A 19162-nucleotide genomic window follows, 5' to 3' on the forward strand; every position below is an offset into this window, starting at 1 on the left:
ATGTCTGAAACCCTAATTCCAACCGCCGCCGACGCGCGGCTCCTGCGCCACTTTGCAGGGGTTTCCTTGGGTTTCTGGACCGGCCCGACGCGCCGCAAGGCGATCTTGCTCTTGGTGGGGCTCTTTGCGTGCCTGCTACTGAATCTCGCCCCCGCCATCGCGGTGAACCGATGGAACAAGTTCTTCTTCGACGCCCTGCAGAACAAGGACCAGCGCCAGATCCTGCTCAGCATCAGCCTCATGCTCGCGCTGGCAGTCGCCTCTGCGTTGGCGAGCGTCACGCTTCTGCAGGCGCGCATGCGCCTCCAGTTACGCTGGCGCGAATGGTTGACGCAGACGCTCGTGCGGCGCTGAATGGAACGCCGCCGCTTTTATCAACTCAGCGTCCTCCGGCTCGTCGATAATCCGGAAGCGCGGATCGCCGAGGATGGACGCGTTTCCATCGAGCTCTTCGTCGATTTCGCCACCGGCGTCACGAACGCTTTGCTCATGGCGGCCTCCTTCGTCAACGTGCTGTGGTTCATCGGCGGCTCGCTGACACTCGGGCACGTGACGATCCCGGGCTATCTTGTGATCGCGGTCGTGATCTATTCCGCCTCGACATCTTTCGGCATGTTGCTTTTGGGCCGCCCGCTCGTTGCGTGCGTCGAGGCGAAAGCAGCTGCCGAGGCGGACTTTCGCTTTGAACTCTCGCACACGCGAGAAAACGCCGAAACGATCGCGCTCATCGGCGGCGACGACGCCGAACGGGAGCGGCGCTGTGCGAGATTTGATCGGGTCGCATTGCGCTGGATAGCGGTGATCGGGCGGCAAGCGCGCATGCTCTTCCTGTCGAGCGGCAACAACGTGCTCGCGCCCGTCATCCCGCTCATGCTCGGCGCGCCGAAATATCTCGCAGGCGAAATGTCGCTCGGCGATCTCATGCAGGCGGCGGCAGCCTTCATACAGGTGCAATCTGCGCTCAACTGGCTGGCCGATAATTCGCTGCGCCTCGCGGACTGGTTCGCCTCGGCGCGGCGCGTCGCCGCCCTTGATCTCTTCTTCGAAAACCTCGACGAGATTGCAATCGGAGCCGAGGATAACATGATCGATCTCGCCTTCAGCGACGATGGCGCGTTGCATCTTTGCGGACTCTCCATCGCTCAGAATGATGGCAGGTTGATGCTCGCGGAAACTGATGCTGTGATTGGACGCGGCGAGAAGGTTCTCGTCAAGGGAGATTCTGGCGCCGGCAAGAGCACGTTGATCCGCGCGATTGCCGGTTTGTGGCCTTGGGGCAGCGGCCGCATTCTCCGTCCAAGGGATGCACGCATCGCTTTCATGCCACAGCAGCTATACATGCCGCGGGGCACGCTGCGCGGTGCGCTCGACTATCCCCACGACGACATCCCACCCGACCCTGCGCGTATCGAAAAGATCCTCTCCGCCTGTGGCTTGGCTCATCTCGTGTCGCGGCTGGACGAGGAGCAGAGCTGGTCCGATGTGCTCTCCGGCGGCGAGCAGCAGCAGCTTGGCTTCGCCCGGGTGCTGCTGAGACCGCCAGACATCATCATCATGGACGAGCCCGCATCGGCGCTCGACGACCTCAGCTAGACGCGGCTAATGGAACTGCTCAGCGAAGGGGCACCGGGCTCGACCATCATACACGCCGCGCGTCGCAATGTAGACAAGCATTTCTATCACCGCGAGATTCAGCTCAAGGCGAGACCCGCATCGTAAGCCCGACGAGCTATCGCGTGATAACGAACCATGCCAATATGCCGCTTTGCAGCCCTTCAGCTTCGTCGTCGTAGCCCCCGCTCAGAACGAGCCAATTACTCCGTAAACCTTGGCGGCTGACATAAATAGCGAGTCTGTAGCGGGGCTGGTATGGTAAGCCTTGGGCCCACGCCGATGCAGGACCGAACCAAAGCTCATCGAACCGCTACCGAAGGGATGAGTTCACAAAAACCCAGTCGGCTCCACGACGAGGACACAAGTCACTCAGTCAGCCAACGCCTGCACGGAGCGACGATAGGAAACGCTCGCTCGCCTACTTGCGACGGAAATATACGCGAAAGGTATTCTGATCATGTCCCTGGAATGGAAATAGATGAAAAGCTGAACGCGTTTTGCTGCAATGCAATGCATTTCCTTGACTTTTTTGTGCGATGCACATAAACAATATGGCGCGTGCGCAACCCAGCCCTAGAAAGAATCCTTATGTCAAAAGACTTCTCGGAGATAAAAGCGTTCAGCACCACCCCGTTCGAGGCATTTGCCGCGGCAACTGCCTCATCGACCAAGGGGCTTCACGCCATTGCCGCCGAAATAATCGACTATTCAACGAAGTCATTTGAAAAGAGCCGAGTGCTTTTTGAAAGGCTGAACAACGTGAAGAAGATCGAGGAGGCGATGCAGCTCCAGTCGGACTTCGTCAAATCCGTCTATGAAGATTACATCACGCAAGCCACAAAGATCGGCGAAATATACGCTAGCCTCGCCAAGGAAGCTTTCAAGCCCATCAATGTTGCGCCGGCGGCGCAGCCATCAGCCGCCGCTCCGCCATTAGCCACCATTTCACCTTCGGGGGCTGCTTCGACGCCGAAATCGAAGGTTGCTGGGAGTCAAAACGGATTCAACGCGAGTTAGCGCGGCGCTATCCGAGAAAAAAGAACACTCGATTTAGCGATTGGCCGATCGGGTGTTTTTTTTCAAGGTCGTCGCGCGGGCGACCGATGTCCTAGTGGATTGAGTCTAACGCTTGGTGCCCGCGTCTGACGGCGGCGATAATTTTGTCGGGGTCGGCGGTCCATGTGAAGGGCTTTGCCTCGCCGTTATGCTCCTCGAGGAAGCGGTTGATGGCTGCCTGAAGATCGGTGACCGAGTGGAAGGCGCCGCGCTTTAACCGCCTCTTTGTAAGCTTAGCGAAGAAGCCCTCGACGGCGTTGATCCAGGAGCAGGAAGTCGGCGTGAAGTGGAAGTTGAAGCGTTCATGGCGGGCAAGCCATTGGCGCACCTTGGGGTGCTTGTGGGCGGCGTAATTGTCCAGGATCACATGCACCACCTTTCCAGCAGGAACCTCGGCCTCGATGGTGTTGAGGAAGCGGATGAACTCTTGATGCCGATGGCGCTGCATGTTGCGCCCTATCACTGTGCCGTTGATCACGTTGAGCGCGGCGAACAGCGTTGTGGTTCCATGGCGCTTGTAATCATGGGTCATGGTCCCAGCGCGGCCCTTCTTGAGCGGCAGCCCGGGCTGGGTGCGGTCGAGCGCCTGGATCTGGCTCTTTTCGTCTACACTGAGCACGATGGCGTGCGCCGGCGGGTCGAGATAGAGCCCCACGATGTCGCGCAGCTTCGCTGTGAACTCGGGATCCTTCGAGAGCTTGAACATTCGGACGCGATGGGGTTGAAGCCCATGCGCCCGCCAGATGCGCTGCACCGAGCTCACCGAGACGCCAACGGCCTTAGCCATCATCGCGCCCGTCCAATGGGTCGCTTCGAAAGGGGGCTCCTGTTGGGTCAGGGCGACGATGCGTTCCGCTATATCTTGCCCAAGGCGCGCGATACGGGAAGGGCGGGTCTTGTCCCGCAGAAGGCCCTCCACGCCTTCCTCCATGAAACGCTCCTGCCAGCGCCAGATACAGGTCTTCGACTTGCCTGTCCGGCGCATGATCTCATTCGTGCCGACGCCGGCGGCGGACAGCAAGACGATCTCGGCTCGCCATGCGTGCTTTTGCGCAGCATTGCGGTCTTTGACGATGGTCTGGAGCCGCTTGCGATCAGCGGCCGAAGCTTTGATGGAAATTCCCGTGCGCATGCGCCAGACTCGCATGCTAAACAGAAATCGGGAATCCAAAACGGGACTCAAACGTCAGAGTTTATCCACTAGCTACAATTTTAAGTCACCCATGAGTGAGGGCTTCGGAGTCGAAATGGCCAAAACAAAAAGTGCGATCAATCGACCCCATGGCGAACTGTTCCAGACACGCCAGGAGCGCAGCAACAGCTGGAAGCCGCTACTGGGGTCAAGTCCTGTCATGTTCATGGCGCTTCGCGCCGGCATGTGCCGCTGGCCAATCGGTGACCAACATGATTTCAAGAGGTTTCGGTTTTGCGGGTGTGCTTGTTCGTTGGAGACAAATTATTGCGAGACGCACAAGAAGCTGGCATCCGCTCCGAACCGGCCCAAGAGCATTCCTGTTGCTGGAAATTCATTGATGTCTACAATCAAAACTGCGTGAAGTCCGCTTCGTCCTCCTGACCGCAGACTCCCTACCGCAAGGGCGGGTTAAACATCCAACTATCGACAAGGCTTCCCAACGGCAGAAGGCTTATTTTTACTGACATCCCTGAAGCGGGTCCGCGACCTCGGCAGCTCAGATCTGCAACAACAAGGATGCGCTCTATCCGTCCGCTGGTCCCCGGAGCCTATCAATCCCCTGTCGCCCTTCGGCGACTAGAATTGCGCTTGACTGGGTCGGCACCGCCCGCGGCCGCGCCGGCTTCCCGGTCACGCTTACCCTTCTCCTCCTACGGCGAAGGCGGCTTCGTCTATGGCGGCGTGTCGGGTGGGTATTCGAACTTTTCCAACACTCGCACCGGCTGGACCGCTAGCGGCGGCGTCGAGCGGATGTTCATGCGGAGCTGGTCGGCTAAGGCCGGGTACCTTTACAGGATTTTGCCAGCAGCGGTCAGACCGGCCCCTTTGGCCTCCACACCGGCTATCATCGCCATCCGCGGTTCAACATCGGGCGCGCTGCCTCGCTTATGAGAAAGCGCCGTATCGGCACTGACCGCTTTCTGAATGTGCATGGGCAACAAAGAGCCCGCCAAATGGGTATTTGGCGGGCTGAGAAAGAGCGATGACGCGCGCTTCTTGGTCGCGCGGCGACGTCTGCATTACCAAGCAAGGGTGTCTGATAAAAGACGCGCAAGCGGCCCGCCGCCAGCCAACGACGACGAGCCGCTCCCGCCGTCCCTTTCCTTGACACGAAAGTCGCGACGACCAAAGCCGTCGGCGGGCTGTGATGCTGATGCAGCACCGGCGGCCCTAGGGCTGATGGAGCGATGTGAGATACCCCGGGGGGCAAATAGGCCGCCCCGACTGCGGCGGCGAGAGGGGGGTAGCCAAATGGGGCGAAAAGGCGGCTCGGCTTCGAGGTTTGCTGACGCTGACGCCGAGCCGCCATGCACGAACGCCTTGCTGAAACGGGGGAGTTCTGACACGCTGCGATGAACCATGACCGTGAAGCCACAGTCGCGCAGCGAACAGTTGCGTCAATGTGAATGGCAAGAAGTTTTTGACGCCCTCGCCGCTCTGGTCGAAAGTGACGCATGCAAGGAAATACCCCTGTCAGCGCGCCGTGCAACGCGGACCGGCTCATCGACAGCACCTATTGTGATAGCTGCCGGTCAAGCCTATCCGGGTGTCGGCGTGCACGAACACGTCAATCGACCCGCAGAGATCGAGCATTCGATCAAGTTCTTGCGTATCAGGTTGCCGAGGAATCAATGGGAAAGACGCCTTTACCGCGCATTCGCGCGATGAGCTGGGGATTTCGGAAATTACGACAGCGCGTCTCGTACAAGCCGCGCTGACATTGGCTGCAACCTTTTCACTGGGCGCCGCCATGCCTTTGCTTATGGTTCTTCTGCCACCCACTGATTTGCTCGTCCCCATTGTCTTCGGCGCGTCTTTGGGCTTTCTCTCTCTCTCTCTCTCTCTCTCTCCTGGGCGCCATCGGAGCCAGAGCAGGGGGCGAAAATATTCCGCGTGCAACAGTGAGAATGACATTCTGGCGCCTTGGCGATGGTGTTAACCGCCGGTTTAGGGAAAGTTTTCGGCGCAGTGGTCTGAAGCATTGAGACTACGGAAGGGGTCTTCTAAGCGGCAGGCCAGGATTGAGGCTGGCTTGCCACTTCTTCCATGGTTCGCCCAGGCGGCCGAACGATCATGGATTTTCCTTTCCCGCGTTGGTTTCCCGTGTCTCGACGGAAACGGTCATGTCCAAGGCATCCGTTGCAGCGCCCTCGAACGTGCCCGATAGTGTAGCGCTTGACGCGGCTCGCGCGCGACAGCGACGCGGATCAGGTTTTTGTTGCCGACAATGCCATTGGTGGGATCGAACTCAACCCATCCCGCACCGGGCAAGTAAACTTGGCACCAGGCGTGCGTATTCCCGCCGCCCTGGAAGTCGTCGGTCGCCTCGTTCGGGATATGAAGATAGCCAGAAACCATCGTACTAGACGCGGTTGAATAAGGCGTTGAGACGATTCAGAAAAGCGATTCTTTGTCGGCAAACGAAGGATCGCCTTGATGCAGAATACTTTCTCAAACGCCTTATCCGCAGCGATATCCAAACACATGCCGCTGTCCGCGACAAGGCGCGAGACGCTGGCGTGGCTGACATTGCTGATTATGCGGCAGGGGACGATCTGCTTGTGGCGGCTGGCCGCGAATGTCGCGACGGCGGCGACAACGGACTCGGTGCGGCGACGGTTCTATCGGTTTTTCCAACACGTCGAGCTGGACGGCGCTATGACGGCACGGGTGGTTGTCGAACTGCTGGGGATGCGCGGCAAGCCATGGGTTCTGGCGATGGATCGAACCAACTGGGAGTTCGGCAAGACCACGATCAACATTCTGATGATCTCGGTGATTTGGAACGGCATGGGCGTCCCGTTAATCTGGACGCTGCTGCCGTCGGCGGGGAACTCCGCCACGCAAGCGCGAACGGACCTGCTCGATCGTTTGAGAGCCGCCATTCCGGATCTGAAAATTGCTTCGCTGATGGGCGACCGAGAGTTCATCGGCGACGCCTGGATGGCTTATCTGCACGCCAAGAAAATCCCCTTCGTTCTGCGGCTTCGCGAGAACCAGCATGTCGTGCGCGAGGGCTACGCCACATGGACGATCGCCGACATCGCGCGGCGTCTGAACAAGGGAGAGAAAATGATCCTCAAAGGTCGGTGTCGGCTCGGGCAAAACGTCGGCCCTCGCTCGCCGCTGGTGCGGCTCGTCGTGATGCGCTTGCCAACGAACGAGGTTCTGGCGCTGGCGTGTTCCCGCAGACCGCGTCAGGCGTTCGCCGCCTATCGCCAAAGGTGGACGATCGAAACCCTGTTCGCAAATCTCAAAACCAAGGGCTTCAATCTGGAGGACACGCGCATCACCAATCCCGGCAAGCTGTCGACCCTGTTGGCCGTGCTGGCGCTGACCGTGACGCTGTGCGTCAAGACCGGCGTGGCGGCGGCGCGACTTCGTCCGATCCCAATCAAAAAGCATGGGCGCCGGGCATGGTCGCTGTTCGCCCTCGGCGTCGCGACGTTACGAAAAATCGCCGCCACAGCAAATCCTCCTCAAATAATTGTCTTCCTCCGACAGCTCGTATCCCCGAAACTTCCTGTTAACCAATTGAAATCAATGCGTGGTTAAAGGAGAGTCGAGTACGATGGCCAGAAACAAAGCGTGCAGCCAGTCCCAGCGCACGGACGGCTTCCATCATTAACATGGCGAAGTCGCGACAACTCCCACGCCCCGTCAACAGGGTGAGTTTAGGATCCTGCGTCCCGCGCTCCAGCCGCGATTTATAGACGAAGCTTTCCTTTATGGCGGTCGTCAGCGTCAGCAGCAGTTCGCCCGTCTCCGTTGGGCGCCCCTGGCGCAGGAACCGTCGCACCCATCCGTCGATGAGATGATCGGTGTCGAGATACTGCCGCTCGATCAATCGGCTGAGATCTGGCATGTCCTCTGCGCCATAGGCAAAGGGGTATGTCCGTGCATAGGACTCCAGCAGGAATTCCGGTCCATGGGTCGGTTCATGATCGAGCACGATTTTGGTGTCGAACACGAGTTCGTCGGCTTCATCGGTAAAGCTGGCGACCTCAATGCAATTGCCAAACGTATCGTGGAGCCATCGGACATCCTTGGGTCGAGGAAGGATGTCAAGCTGGAAGTCGATCAGGCGCTGATCGAAGCTGTCGCGGGGCCGGCACATCAATCGGTGGTCGCCGAAGCGCACCGGAGCCTTGTAGGTGTAACGTGTGATGTGGCGGACGGACAGGAGCGTCATGAGCGTTCGGGGGCGGAGCGTTTGATGGGCACGCTGGCTGCCGCCAACGTTTGATACGCTTCCGGCAACAAACGCGCGAGTCTTGCGCCCCACATTCGCTGCCCGATGTCATCAGCGATCAGATCCTGGCGGATCTCGATCTCGACGTGGAGCAGGTCGCGTCGCTCGCCGTGCACCGGGATCGTGTAATCCATCGCATCGGTCACGCTGTACGGCTCATTGTCGCCGACGAGGATCCCCTCTTCGCGGTTAAGGAGCGCCATGAGAACACGGGCAAAACGCGGATCGCGATTGTAGAGCATACTGCATTGCCAGGGCCGCGCCACGCCCATATAAACCGGTGTGAAGCTATGCATGGCGATCAAGACCGCTGGTCGGCCCGCTCGCCGCCTCCGGTCGAGCTCAATTGAGATCCGATCATGGTAGGGTTGGAAGATCTCGTGCAAACGTGCGGCCCTCCAAGCCTCGCTCAAGTTTATGTTTCCCGGTATCGAGGTCAGCTCGCTGGTTTCCGGAATCGACGTCTCCGACCCGGGCGGGCGATTGCAGTCGATAACCAAGCGGGAATAGTTCTGCTGCACCAGAGTGGCGTCGAGCGCGTCCGCCACGAGGCGAGAAACCGCCGCGATACCAATGTCCCACGCGATGTGGCGTTCGCATTCGGTTTCGCAAATGCCCAGTCCGTCGAGCGAGCGGGGTATGGCATTGCCCGCGTGATCCACCACAATCAGGAACGGCGACCGGCCGTCAGCGTTATGAACTGTGATCGGCGCCGACTCGTCGGTCGCCAAAAGGCGGTATGTCGTTTCGTTCATCGCCACTCTCTCTTGTTGAAAGAGCGGCGGCTAAGATCGACGCCAGTGTCACCTCTGGCAGGGAAGTTGCTTTCCCTCAAAGCTTTATTATCATGGGGACACAATGCCGAAACCCGCTTCAAGACGCCACAAGGCGATACTATACGCATTCTGCTCAGTCCGCGCTACGATGACGACCGGAATCTCCCTGAACCGGACTTGGCATATCGCCCCCGCTTAGCGAAATCGCTAGACATCTGGCAATCAAGTCGCGAGCCTCCATGTTTTTTCTGCAAACGCCCGGCAAGGCTCGAATTGGTCGGGTCAGAGAGGATATCGATGAAGATTCGCGCAGGCTACGAGATCTCCTATGATTGCCCGCAGCCAACGCCCATGATTCTGACGTTGAGCGTCCATCCGTCACGCGTCCCCGATTTGCTGACCCCGGATCGCATACGACTCGATCCGCCTCTTCACGCCAACACCTATCATGACAGCTTCGGCAATTTCTGCCACGTGATCCGCGCTCCTACGGGCCGACTCACTATGTCCTCGGACTTCCTTGTCCAGGATAACGGTGAGCCTGACACAATCGCCCCGGGGGCCGAGCAACACGCGCTCGAAGACCTGCCGGTCGAGGTCTTGATCTATTTGCTCGGCAGTCGCTACTGCGAGACTGATCGCCTATCAGATCTGGCCTGGTCGCTTTTTGGTCAGCTGCCGAAGGGTTGGCCGCTGGTGCAGGCGATCTGCGATTACGTCCACGATCGCATCACGTTTGGGTACGAGCACGCGAGCCCGACAAGAACAGCATGGCAGGCCCATAGCGAGCGACGCGGCGTGTGCCGCGATTTTGCGCACCTCGCAGTTACGTTATGCCGCTGCATGAATATTCCAGCGCGTTACTGCACCGGCTATCTCGGGGACATCGGAGTGCCGCCAGACGCTTCTCCGATGGATTTCAGCGCTTGGTTCGATGTTTATCTTGGGGGACGTTGGTACACATTCGACGCCCGTCACAACGAGCCGCGAATAGGCCGAGTATTAATGGCGCGCGGACGCGATGCGACAGACGTCGCGATCGTAACCTCGTTCGGCCCGTGTACGCTTGCGGGCTTCAGAGTCATTGCCGAGGAGGTTACGTCAGCCGCTGGAGCTAATGCATGATGAGGTCGGCCCGCTCTCAAATCCGAATGGAAAATCCGTAGGAGGAGACCGCAATTTAGCTGCCGGCTATCGCCATGGCAAGTGTCGCGCGTTGCAGATAATTGTAAGAATGCCCCGGTTCGCAGGAGGTAGTGCACCTTATTGGGTCTGCCTCAGTTTTCGGTCTTTTTACCGGTTGGTGACTTTGTGGCGGCTATTGAGCCATATGCAAGCAAAATCAACGTGGACGCTTGGGCTAGAATTATGGCCGTGGAACGCGAGGGCGATCGCTGGGTGATTTCAGCTACTGCGCGGGAGATCGGCTCTTGTCCGGCATGCGGCGCGCGATCACGACGGCGGCACAGTCGATATTCGCGCTGTCTACAGGACCTCCCGGCGCAAGGCGCGATCGTCGCATTGAGAATCCTCATGACGCATTGGCGTTGTATGAACGGGTCTTGCGCGCGAAAAGCGTTTTCCGATCAGCTTTTCGGCGTCGCCGTCCGACATGCGCGTCGGACATTCGCGTTAGCCGGCTTCTTTATCTATTTGCGCATGGCGCCGGAGGTAAGCCGAGCGAGCGGCTGATAGATAACCGTCTCGGCATGCCAGCAAGCGACGACACGTCCTGCGGCACTTGACGAAGGGCGTAGCGCGCGGCGCCAGCGACGTTCGTGTTTTGGGCATCGACGATTGGAGGTCGCGGAAGGGACAGAGTTATGGAACTGTGATGGTAGATGCAGAACGACGTGTGGTTGTCGATGTCCTGCCTGGACGCTCGGCGGAAGAAACGGCGGATTGGCTGAGCCGGCATCGCCTCTTAGTGTCTGTCCGAAGAAAAGTTGAGTCGAATGAGTCGGTTATGATTCAACGAGGCGATCTGATTCTTTTGGAGATCGCCAAATGTGGACGAACGAAAATCGCGCCCGCTATGATCGCAGCAAGTTGCGCTATCCCAGCGATCTGACGGACGCAGAGTGGGGATTTGTCGGACCTCTGATCCCGCCTGCGAAGCGCGGCGGCGGCAAGCGTAGGGTGAATATGCGCGAGGTGGTGAACGGCCTAATGTATGTCCTATCGACAGGCTGTCAGTGGCGTGCGATCCCAAAGGACTTCCCGCCTAAAAGCACGGTTTATGGCTATTTCGATCTTTGGACATATGACGGGACGTTAGAACGCATCCACCACGTGCTTTATGTTATGTGCCGGGAAGCGGAAGGGCGCGAGGCCAGTCCCACGGCCGCCGTCATTGACAGCCAGAGCGTGAAAAACGCCGAAAAAGAGGGAGCCATATCGATCCCCATGGCTATGACGCGGGCAAGAAGATCAAAGGCAAGAAGCGACATATTCTTGTCGACACGATAGGGTTGCTGCTTCACGCCGTCGTTCATAGCGCGGACATTCAAGATCGCGATGGCGGCATTCTCGTCTTGAGCACATTGTTCGGGAAGTTTCCATTTCTTCAAAAACTGTTCGCCGATGGCGGCTACCAGGGTCCCCAATTTCGCGAGGCGCAGAAGAATGCCTTGCCGGGTCTTGTGAGAGAAATCGTCAAGCGTTCCGATGCGGCCAAAGGCTTCGAGGTCTTGCCCAGGCGTTGGGTTGTTGAGCGAACCTTATCCTGGCTGGGCCGTTGTCACCGATTGGCCAAGGATTGGGAAAATCTCAATCGAAAAGCGCTCGCTTTCTTGCACCTCGCCTCCATTCGCCTCATGCTCAGAAGGCTCTGTAATCAATCGTGAAGTCTCCGGACCGACTCTCAGAGAGGTTTGCACGCCAAATGGTTCGCGTGTAAAATTGAACGAGATGGAGTTTAATCTGCTTGCAGTGCTTTCCGTGCGGCCCGGTGAGATTTTTAGCGCCGACGAACTGATTGAAAAGGTGTTCGCTGAAAAGGCTCAAAAGTCGAAAGTGCGGCTGGCCAGAATGATCGGAAAAATCCGATCCAAACTGGCGGCCAGCTCGGAAAACCATGTGATTCAGACCATTCAGCACAAAGGCTATCGCTTGAAACAAGAAGATGGCAGGGACGGATGAGGCTGAGCAGGCGCCTGAGAGACCATAAGTGGAAATCGAGCTCCTTGTCACCAGGAGCACATGGATGGGATTACAATGAAGATCCCATAAGGGCTGCGGAGGCGCTGGATCGATGCGAGGAATTGCTGGATGACCTCATGTCCCGCCTAGGCGCGCCTGAGTCTGGCAATGAGGGCTTATGGGCTCGTGTTCGAGCTGCCTTGGCAGATTTGCAGGGTCGACCGATCGGCGGGGAAGTGACGATCTATTAGTGCTGGAAGATGGAAAGCTCAGGGCGCTGCCGTTCGATGTCGAAGCTGCAATCGAGGTTCTTCGAGAGGAGTTTATAGCGGGCCACACTCATGGCGTTCTTTGCGTCACGAACTCGAATGGGGATCAGGAAGGAGATAGGTTGATTGCCCAGGGCGAACGTGATTGGCCGGCGTTCGAGGCAAAGGCGCGGGTCTGGCTCATGCAAGCCGTCGACATCGCGTTGAAGCGACGGCTCAATCCTTGAATTTTTAGAATTCCGCGCGTTTGCAGCGGGAGCAATTCGCATGCGGCGGCGGGCTGCTGCCATACAGCCGGCCACTTGCAGTTAGAAGCGCCAAAGGGCCTCCGGCTGGTCATCGAAGTGGACGAAGCCTATACGTCTAAGCGGATACACCGCATACGCGAGGGGGCTCGCGGGAAAATGGGCGGCCACAAGCGTGTCTGGCAGATGCGGGGTAGCTACATGAGGATATCGCCAGCCGGGGAGCCTGTGCCACTCTTTAGCTATTGCGTGGAGGCGAGAGCAGAGTGGCCCGGTCTTCCCTGGCGTAGCCGAATTGGCGCGGTGAAGCCAATCTGTCAGATGATAAGATCTTAAGCTTTATTTGCCACTCTGAGTGCCTTGCTTCCCCTCCACCGCAGGCGCCCCTGCTGACGCCGAGCTTGGATTTGACGGCGCGGCTGGATCGATGTCGGTATTCTCTTTCTGTATTGAGCCCGACGGCTCAACGGGCTTCCCTGCGGCTGGCCCCGAAGTTTCCCCAAGATAGACCGGATGGCGCACTTCAGCCCAGGCCAGAGGCGCTGTAAGGCTAAAGCCAATCACTACGCCGGCCACTTTAAAGCTTTTTCTCATCTGTCTGTCTCCCAAAAACATGTCTATTCGACTTGGAGCGGTCATAGGGCGCCATCAAGGGGGGACCAAGCCAGAGGCCGCGCGGAGCGCTCATCCACCCAGGGAGGCGATTTCGCTGACACGCCGCAACGGATCTACAGGATCCTGCGCAAAGCTGAGCAGGCGACGAAGTGCTGATAGGGGAACATCTTTCTGGTGAGTTGGGTTAAGGAAACGCTACTTTCGAAAATAAGCGCCGGCGGTCCGTTGAGGCCGCTGGGGGATGGGAAGAATGGCGAAACATTCTGGGCACCGGTTCCACGTGGGCGAGCGGGTTCTGTGTCACGCTCCCAATGGACCGTTATTCTGCGTAACGAAGTTACTGCCTGATGGCGGCCAAGGCCCTCAATATCGTATCAGAAGTCTTTTGGACGCTCGTGAGAGGGTCCAAATCGAAGCAGACCTCGTTGCCGCTCCTCAACAGCTAAATATGAGCTTGCCGATACTGCCACGCGGGTGCTTTCCTCCATACCAACCATTGGATCGAACCGGTGGGTCGCGCCGAAGGCAGGGCAACGCGTACTTTCAGAGTAGCGTCTCATAGGGGGCGCTCAGCGACGGGCAACCCAGCTCGGGAGCGCCATGTATGCCACGACCCCGATTGCGTGCGATCGTGGCATTTATTTAGCAAGGCGCCCGCGCTGAGCGGTCCAGGCATGTACACCCGCGGTGGCTGGTTTGGCGCACGGTTCTCTGATGCCCCACCGCATTGGGCCTGATGGGCTTAGTGCCCTTCAAAATGCAACACAGCGAGAGCAATATCCTGAGACATGAAAGAGTTTAAGACACCGACGTCCGATGCTGAGCGCGATGCTCTCCTTTCGTCGTCTAAAGCACTGAAAATGGCGACCTCACCGCAGAGATATGTCCGCGGTTCTACTGAGCGTTTCTATACTTGGCTCGATGGCCTCAAAGGGGGCGAGTTGCCCGAGGGGCCGCCGATTTGGATCTGTGGGGATTGTCATCTTGGAAACCTTGGCCCGGTTGCGAATGCCGTCGGAGATGTCGACGTTCAGATTCGCGACCTTGACCATACGGCGGTCGGTAACCCCGCTCATGACCTTGTCCGTCTTGGATTGTCGCTTGCGTCTGCGGCGCGGGGCTCGAATCTGCCCGGAGTAGTTACTGCTCGCATGGTCGAGCATATGATGGATGGCTACATCGGGGCCTTTGCGGAAAGCTCGAATGATTTCCCCACCCTTGAGCCGCCGAAGGCGGTTAAACGCTCTATTCGCCTTTCGCGCGCTTCAAGTTGGCGATTGCTTGCAAAAAAGCAAATGCACAACAGCAAAGCCGGTATTCCCCGAGGTAAACGTTATTGGCCGATTTTTGATTCCGAGCGATACGAAATCGACCGGCTGTTTGCCACCGAGGAGATGCGAGAGCTGGTGACAATGTTGAGGGAGAGGAATCAGCGCTCGGGCTTTAAGATCGTAGACGCAGCTTACCGGGTCAAAGGATGTAGCTCGCTTGGCAAAGCTTCGATATGCGGTGCTACTCACTCTTCACGAGGATGACCGGGCGAAGCAGTTTTGTCTCATCGATCTCAAGGAGGCAATTGCACCGGCGCGGGGACTAGGCTCGTCTTGTATGCGCATGAATCCTGCTGAACGGGGAGTCGCGGGCGCACGGCGTCTGGCGCCTTATCTCGGAGAGCGGATGCGGGCGGCGACGTTTCTAGGCAAACCGATCGTTGCGCGGGAGTTGCGACCTCAGGATCTTAAGCTTGAAATCGAGACGCTCTCCCTCGAGGAGGCGACAACAGCCGCCAGATATCTTGCCGCCGTCGTAGGACATGCGCACGCACGGCAGATGAATCGTTTAAACCGGGAATCCTGGCGCAAGGAATTAACGCGGAATAGATTGGATAGCCTAGATGCGCCCAATTGGCTTTGGAAATGTATTGTAGAACTTCTGGCGCTCCACGAGCGCGCATACCTCGAGCATTGCAGGCAATATGCTCTGACGGCTCCTATCCGTGGCGTCCGTTAGCGCCCTCCACGCCAGTACGACGACCTCAGCAGCGGCGCTATTTGGCTAACTTGCGCTAGAGTGGCGCTTGCGAGATTGCGTCATGTACAGGGTTCCGCGGGCTCGACAGTTACATCGTTCAAAGCCTTTGCTCGAAGCGCGCATGTTGTGGCTGCGCTTTTAGCAGCTGGACATAAGCAGGAGTCGCCTGATAGCTTGAAGGAGAGTATGTCGATCGAGCACGGACTGAAATGCAAGAAGGGGAATTAACAAATTGCCTTGAGGGTTTCAGCAAAAGGGCTTGACAGAATCCCGCCTCTAAGCTGGGATGATTAATGGGGCTGGAATACCAGACGCACTACGGAGGCGGCGAATGGGGTGGCTGATTCCGATTTGCATGTTGGCCATGGTCATCATTCTGGCGGTGACCCTCACACGCCTCTGAATTCTCGAAACTGCTTCTTGCGCAAGGTGGCGAACTCGGCCAAGCAGGAGCGACGAGAGGCCGCTGCCCGGTCGACTCGCGCCGTCCGCCCAAGGGGCTTTTTTATGGTCCGGTTTCGATCAAGTGCCAAAGTGATTTCTCTAGTCGATGGCGTTTGACGCGCGCCCCTGCGGCACGTCGCTCGAGCACGAGCTTCGAGTCGTGGAAATCCTCCATGCCCGGGCGGTGGCCGACGCTAATCACCGTCGCGTAAGACAAGTCTTCGTTCAAGAGACGCAGCAGCGATGTCTGGCTTCCCTCGTCGAGCGCCGAGGTCGCCTCATCCATGATGATGATATCTGGTCTTTGCAAGAGCATGCGCGCAAAGGCGATTCGCTGGCGCTCGCCCCCTGAAAGCTTCTGGTCCCACCGGCTTTCGTCATCCAGATATTTCGTCAGGTAATCGAGTCCACATCGAAGCATCGCTCCGCGGATCATGTCGTCCGTGACATCGGCGTCGGCGACGGAATATAGCAAAACCTGTCGTAGGTTCCCACGGGGAATGTAGGGTTGTTGCGGCGCGAAGGCGATACGCGCATCGCGAGGCAGCAGGATGCTGCCCGATCCCCAAGGCCACAGGCCGGCAAGCGCGCGCACCAATGTGCTTTTGCCGGTCCCGCTGGCGCCGCCGACAAGAAGCTTTTCGCCGGCCTCGATAACGAGGTTGGCGTCAAGTATGACGACCTGACCATCGCGATGGGCGACTGCAAGGTTGCGTAGATGAATTCGCCCGTCCGAGCTATGTCCAAATTCGATAAATTCCTGATCTGTCATGGTCGCGCCGACATCGAGCGCCTCAAGCGACGCGATCAATTCGGCGACGCGTTGCGCCGACGCCATCCACTCGGCGACGCGCACAAAATTATCGATGAACCAGCTCAGTGCAATTTGCACGCTGATGAACGCCGACGCCAGCTGCATGACCGCGCCGAGCGAGAGCTCGCCTGAAAGATATTTGGGCGCGACAAGGACGAGGGGCAACAGTGGCGCCAGCGCGCCGTTGGCGCTTTGCACGCTCGCAACGATCCCGTTGCGGGTGATCTGGCGGATCCACGCCTGAACGACGTTCGCATAAATCACCATAACGGCGCGAAACTCATCGGCGTCACCGCGAATGAGCGCGATACTCTCGGCGTTTTCCTTGACGCGCGTGAGTTCGGCGAGAAACTGCCCTTCCATTTCATTTTTCTCGGCGACGAAGCGCACCATCGGGGCGCCCAGGAAAAGCGTCGCCGTTCCAAGGATTGCGGTGTAGCCCACGGATGCGAAAGCCAAATAACCTGGAATGTACAACGATTGGCCGCTAAACGTGACGGCCAGACCGCCTCCGACCGACCAGAGAATTCCCACAAAAGCTGACGCGGTTACGCAAGCGCTGACGAGCCCGATGGCGAATTCCACGAGCGGATCAATGGCAAGCTGCGCGTCTCGGGCGAGTCGAAACTCTGGCGCCGTGCGTTCTTCAGATTCAATTTCAAGGCGATAATAGCGCTGATCCTCAAGCCACCAGCCCGCGAGCTTGTGCGTCAGCCATTCGCGCCAACGCGTCTGAAGCAACATTTTCGCAACTAAAGCCGCGCTCGTGGTTGTGGCGGAGAAAATGACCAGCCCGATGAGTAGATAGATCGCGAATTCAATATCGCCGCCGCGGCGCTTTTCCAGCGCATCAAAAAAATAGCGGCTCCAGGCGTTCGACCCCAGTTGGCCGGAAAGTTGCAGAGCGATGGAAACGAAAACTGCAATCGTCAGTGCGACCGCACGCGTGCGCGACTCTCCGGTCCAGAACAGCAAGGCGACCCTGATGAATCTTAACCAACGAAGCCGCGATGGCGTTTCTTCGTCCCTCGCGTTCCGCGCGACCGCGTCCAAATATCCCTCCAGTTGAATATCGGCGTGGGACCCCGGGATCCGACCTCTTCGAGGGTGCCGAGAAGCGATGGAACTTCGCGCGTTGAACCCTCCAAGAACAAGGAATTCTCCGGACTTGCCGCGCGCGTTAGAAGATCCAGTTGAGACTGAAACCCGGCAGCAGCGGACATGTTCCGTATGCGTACGGCATCCCGCGCAGAATTCAGTCAGCTTGCGGCGCGGGTTGCTTTCCGCTCAAAAAATAGAGCCTGGCTAATCATTGCCTTGACCGCATCGAGCTTATAAGGCTTGGAAATAAGGAAGGCTGGCTCCGGCCGGTCTCCTGTCAACAGCCGTTCAGGAAAGGCGGTGATGAAAATGAGCGGAACATCAAATTCCTGGAGGATTTCATTGACTGCGTTGAGGCCCGAACTTCCATCCGCAAGTTGAATATCCGCGAGAACAAGGCCGGGGCGCTTTTTCTTTGCAATATCGACTGCCTCATAATGAGTGCGCGCGATTCCGGCCACCGAATGCCCTAGGTCGCTTGCAATAGACGCTATGTCATGAGCGATCAACGATTCGTCCTCGATGATAAGAACGTCGGTGGCCACATGTCGCGCGATTTCGCGACCGCTTTCGACCATGAGCGCGTCCACTTCAGCCTCGCTGACGGAAAGGATCGCGGCGACGTCGGCACGCGAAAAACCCTCGACGGTGCGCAGGAGAAAAGTCTGGCGCGAGCGCGGGGTGAGCATGCTGATATTGCGGAGCGCGGGCGGGTCTCCTTGGTCTGGTCGCTCCTCGGTGTTAAGTCGTATCGACGTCCAGCACGCCATGAAGAGCTTGTAGAGACCGACCTTCGGCGGAAGGCCGAGGGGAAACGCCTCTGGATTGGCGATGAGAGATTCGAGCACTTCCACGACATAGGCGTCGCCGCTCGTCTGAGAACCGCAGAGGGCGCGAGCAAACCGCCGCAAATAGGGAAGATGCGGCGCAATGTTTTGTGAAACGGTCATGGTGGGTCCTGATCGGAAGTAGTGGTGCGTGTCAGATTTTATGCAAGAGTTCGCGTCTGAACGCGGGCAGTCTCACCTTTGGACTCCGCTTCCGCGCTGCACGGTAGGAGGCAGTCGATCGCGCGCGTGCGCGTGTCCAGGGGAGACAGCATTTTCGGGCCCTCAATGGGGAACAAATGGCGAATGGATCGGCGCGATACTCGGATTGTTCCTAATTCAAATTGGTCGCAGCCTTTCGACACAGCTCTGATATTTTTTGCAGTTCATCCTCGGGAAGGCGCTCTATGCCAATAAATCGGTTGCGCGCCTGGCTCGCGCGAATGAGTTCGTCGAGTTTCGCTTGAATTGCCGCCGCATCTCTATTCTGTGCGCTTTGTATCAGGAAAACCATCAGAAACGTTACAATTGTGGTTCCGGTGTTAATGATAAGTTGCCACGTGTCCGAGTAGTTGAAGACGGGACCTAACGCAGCCCAAACCATGACGATAAGAGCGCTAGATAAAAATGCGCTGGGATGGCCCGCCCAATGCGAAAATGTGGTGGCGAGGTTGCTGAAAAATCTGAGCATTGCTTTCTCGCTTGTTGGCCGCCAATGAGCTGCATCGATTTCAGCGATGCATCAACTCAAGAAGAATGATGATCGGAATCGGCACTCCAAG

General features: G+C 58.0%; 17 protein-coding genes and 3 pseudogenes. 13 read left to right on the plus strand and 7 right to left on the minus strand.

Translation table 11 applies throughout. The annotated features are described in order from the left end of the window. The 3 genes and pseudogenes from RVU70_RS20930 to RVU70_RS20940 form a co-directional block, all read left to right on the plus strand. A pseudogene (locus tag RVU70_RS20930) lies at positions 1-969 on the plus strand (SbmA/BacA-like family transporter); the annotation flags it as partial. Between the two features lie 192 nt (positions 970-1161). Further along, the gene (locus RVU70_RS20935) at positions 1162-1593 is read left to right on the plus strand and encodes an ATP-binding cassette domain-containing protein (RefSeq protein WP_363352493.1); all 432 of its coding nucleotides are present in this window, start codon (positions 1162-1164) and stop codon (positions 1591-1593) included. 609 nt (positions 1594-2202) lie between these two features. After that, positions 2203-2631, plus strand: coding sequence for a phasin family protein (locus RVU70_RS20940; protein ID WP_363352378.1), 429 nt, complete (start codon positions 2203-2205; stop codon positions 2629-2631). A 91-nt stretch (positions 2632-2722) separates the two neighbouring features. Here RVU70_RS20940 and RVU70_RS20945 read toward each other — a convergent pair whose 3' ends face one another. Further along, positions 2723-3802, minus strand: a complete 1080-nt coding sequence (locus RVU70_RS20945) for an IS630 family transposase (RefSeq protein WP_363352381.1) — start codon at positions 3800-3802, stop codon at positions 2723-2725. A gap of 226 nt (positions 3803-4028) precedes the next feature. On the opposite strand from RVU70_RS20945, the gene RVU70_RS20950 reads away from it, so the two are divergent. Both RVU70_RS20950 and RVU70_RS20955 read left to right on the plus strand, forming a co-directional pair. Further along, the gene (locus RVU70_RS20950; RefSeq protein ID WP_363352495.1) at positions 4029-4226 is read left to right on the plus strand and encodes a GcrA family cell cycle regulator; all 198 of its coding nucleotides are present in this window, start codon (positions 4029-4031) and stop codon (positions 4224-4226) included. 1225 nt (positions 4227-5451) lie between these two features. After that, positions 5452-5842, plus strand: a pseudogene (locus RVU70_RS20955) (VIT1/CCC1 transporter family protein); the annotation flags it as partial. 94 nt (positions 5843-5936) lie between these two features. Here the strand turns inward: RVU70_RS20955 and RVU70_RS20960 are convergent. After that, positions 5937-6232: pseudogene (locus tag RVU70_RS20960) on the minus strand (transglutaminase family protein); the annotation flags it as partial. Positions 6233-6349: 117 nt separating this feature from the next. On the opposite strand from RVU70_RS20960, the gene RVU70_RS20965 reads away from it, so the two are divergent. Then, complete coding sequence (locus RVU70_RS20965; protein ID WP_363352383.1) at positions 6350-7420, plus strand: IS4 family transposase; 1071 nt, start codon at positions 6350-6352, stop codon at positions 7418-7420. Here RVU70_RS20965 and RVU70_RS20970 read toward each other — a convergent pair. Next, positions 7392-8057 (minus strand): transglutaminase N-terminal domain-containing protein, encoded by a 666-nt coding sequence (locus RVU70_RS20970; RefSeq protein ID WP_363352384.1) that lies wholly within the window; start codon positions 8055-8057, stop codon positions 7392-7394. The genes RVU70_RS20965 and RVU70_RS20970 overlap by 29 nt on opposite strands. Next, entirely contained in the window at positions 8054-8872 is an 819-nt protein-coding gene (locus RVU70_RS20975; RefSeq protein WP_363352385.1) for an N-formylglutamate amidohydrolase, read from the minus strand. Before RVU70_RS20975 ends, RVU70_RS20970 begins: the two co-directional genes overlap by 4 nt. A 318-nt stretch (positions 8873-9190) precedes the next feature. Between RVU70_RS20975 and RVU70_RS20980 the strand changes: the two genes are divergently transcribed. The 7 genes from RVU70_RS20980 (at position 9191) to RVU70_RS21010 (ending at position 15173) form a co-directional block, all read left to right on the plus strand. After that, positions 9191-10018 carry a transglutaminase family protein gene (locus tag RVU70_RS20980; RefSeq protein WP_363352386.1) on the plus strand — a complete coding sequence of 276 codons (828 nt, stop codon included), beginning with the start codon at positions 9191-9193 and terminating at the stop codon, positions 10016-10018. A gap of 658 nt (positions 10019-10676) precedes the next feature. Continuing rightward, the gene (locus RVU70_RS20985; RefSeq protein ID WP_363352497.1) at positions 10677-10964 is read left to right on the plus strand and encodes a transposase; all 288 of its coding nucleotides are present in this window, start codon (positions 10677-10679) and stop codon (positions 10962-10964) included. Beyond that, positions 10901-11739, plus strand: a protein-coding gene (locus RVU70_RS20990) for an IS5 family transposase (protein WP_363352388.1) whose coding sequence is annotated in 2 segments (ribosomal slippage) — positions 10901-11288 and positions 11288-11739 — 840 coding nt in all. Because the reading frame shifts where the segments join, the coding sequence is not laid out codon by codon here. Before RVU70_RS20985 ends, RVU70_RS20990 begins: the two co-directional genes overlap by 64 nt. A 55-nt stretch (positions 11740-11794) precedes the next feature. Continuing rightward, positions 11795-12034, plus strand: coding sequence for a helix-turn-helix domain-containing protein (locus RVU70_RS20995; RefSeq protein ID WP_363352390.1), 240 nt, complete (start codon positions 11795-11797; stop codon positions 12032-12034). A 250-nt stretch (positions 12035-12284) separates the two neighbouring features. Beyond that, entirely contained in the window at positions 12285-12530 is a 246-nt protein-coding gene (locus RVU70_RS21000; RefSeq protein WP_363352392.1) for a hypothetical protein, read from the plus strand. Between the two features lie 1421 nt (positions 12531-13951). After that, positions 13952-14698 carry a DUF2252 family protein gene (locus RVU70_RS21005; RefSeq protein ID WP_363352394.1) on the plus strand — a complete coding sequence of 249 codons (747 nt, stop codon included), beginning with the start codon at positions 13952-13954 and terminating at the stop codon, positions 14696-14698. Next, positions 14673-15173 carry a DUF2252 family protein gene (locus RVU70_RS21010; protein WP_363352499.1) on the plus strand — a complete coding sequence of 167 codons (501 nt, stop codon included), beginning with the start codon at positions 14673-14675 and terminating at the stop codon, positions 15171-15173. Before RVU70_RS21005 ends, RVU70_RS21010 begins: the two co-directional genes overlap by 26 nt. Positions 15174-15699: 526 nt before the next feature. On the opposite strand, the gene RVU70_RS21015 is transcribed toward RVU70_RS21010, so the two are convergent. The 3 genes from RVU70_RS21015 to RVU70_RS21025 form a co-directional block, all read right to left on the minus strand. Further along, positions 15700-17505 carry an ABC transporter ATP-binding protein/permease gene (locus RVU70_RS21015; protein WP_363352396.1) on the minus strand — a complete coding sequence of 602 codons (1806 nt, stop codon included), beginning with the start codon at positions 17503-17505 and terminating at the stop codon, positions 15700-15702. 206 nt (positions 17506-17711) lie between these two features. Then, entirely contained in the window at positions 17712-18503 is a 792-nt protein-coding gene (locus RVU70_RS21020) for a response regulator (RefSeq protein WP_363352398.1), read from the minus strand. Between the two features lie 211 nt (positions 18504-18714). Further along, on the minus strand, positions 18715-19071 hold the full coding sequence (locus RVU70_RS21025) for a low affinity iron permease family protein (RefSeq protein WP_363352400.1): 357 nt from the start codon (positions 19069-19071) through the stop codon (positions 18715-18717). Between the last annotated feature and the right edge of the window lie 91 nt (positions 19072-19162).

This window comes from Methylocystis echinoides (genome assembly GCF_040687965.1).
GTDB classification, from domain to species: Bacteria; Pseudomonadota; Alphaproteobacteria; order Rhizobiales; family Beijerinckiaceae; genus Methylocystis; species Methylocystis echinoides_A.